Annotated in this window: 1 protein-coding gene and 2 pseudogenes; 2 read left to right on the top strand and 1 reads right to left on the bottom strand. The window is 53.0% G+C overall.

The annotated features are described in order from the left end of the window. Positions 1-39: 39 nt before the first annotated feature. Together BBW68_RS20430 and katE are read left to right on the top strand one after the other, a co-directional pair. Positions 40-84, top strand: a pseudogene (locus BBW68_RS20430) (hypothetical protein); the annotation flags it as partial. A gap of 72 nt (positions 85-156) precedes the next feature. Beyond that, positions 157-404, top strand: a pseudogene (gene katE, locus BBW68_RS15345) (catalase HPII); the annotation flags it as partial. Between the two features lie 45 nt (positions 405-449). Here katE and osmE read toward each other — a convergent pair. Next, positions 450-788, bottom strand: a complete 339-nt coding sequence (osmE, locus tag BBW68_RS01080; protein WP_070133643.1) for an osmotically-inducible lipoprotein OsmE — start codon at positions 786-788, stop codon at positions 450-452. Between the last annotated feature and the right edge of the window lie 219 nt (positions 789-1,007).

Raw genomic sequence — 1,007 nt, 5'->3', positions numbered from 1 at the left:
ACCAGCGCGAGATGTTCAATCTCTTCAGCTGGGTAGCGGATCAGCTCCAGCTGCTGGTTTGACCCGGCCTGCTACCAGGGCGATCGCGAGTGCGACCTAGCCATGCTGCACCGTGGTTCAGCCAGCTGCCGGGGCAGAAGGCAGAAGTGCGCGGTAGGCACGCTATTAGATGTGGATGTGTGGATGGCTACCTTCAGCAGCCTGCCTTCGGTGACGTTTGACGCGGTGCTGATGTTCCCGGTGGCAACATCGATGCCCTACTGCTGCGTGGCGATGCCTGTTATTTCCTGCTGGAAGCCTATAAGCACCTGAAAGTGATCGGGCTAGGCGGCAACGCACAGCGCTTTAAGGCGCAGGTCGGGCTGGCTGACGATTATGAAGATGATGATGAAGAGGGCATCATCTGCGACAGCAGGTGTCTGTAACTCTCAAAATGGGTAAGACAAAAGTTACTGAGTAGTAGCCTGCGGGTCGGTATCGTAATCTTTGCAGCTCTGGAAGCCGTAGTTCAGTACACGACCAGTATCGCCATAGCTGACAAAGTAAGTCTGTTGTTTACCGTCACGTTCACCCAGCACATAAGTCTGGCAGGTGCCGCGAGCGTGGACCATAGTAATTTCGTTAGAAGGTAGGCCGGCGATGTCACGCACCTGCTGGCGGGTCATCCCTTTTTTCACGTCCTGCACTACAGGTTTGGTGACATAACTTTCCGCCCGGTCATAGGCAGTACAGCCTGACAACACGACCAAGGCAACAGCAGCACCAATCAATCCCGTCAACTTACGCATTTATTCTTCCTCATTTATTATCCATGTGGCTTTAAGCTTGGGATATAAATGCAGATTAATCAATTTTATGGTGTCAAATTTAAGAGATAGGCTTGAATATCGGCGCATCACCCTTCGCCCTACAGCAGATCTACCAGCTTTCCCCTCAGGCATTCAGCTTCTGCTTCGCCACCAATGGGGTCGGCCTGATTATGAAGTAGACCCGGCAGCGCTGCCAGC

The sequence above is a fragment of the Candidatus Erwinia dacicola genome, from assembly GCF_001756855.1.
GTDB classification, from domain to species: Bacteria; Pseudomonadota; Gammaproteobacteria; order Enterobacterales; family Enterobacteriaceae; genus Erwinia; species Erwinia dacicola.
This window is presented reverse-complemented; position numbering and strand designations above follow the sequence as displayed.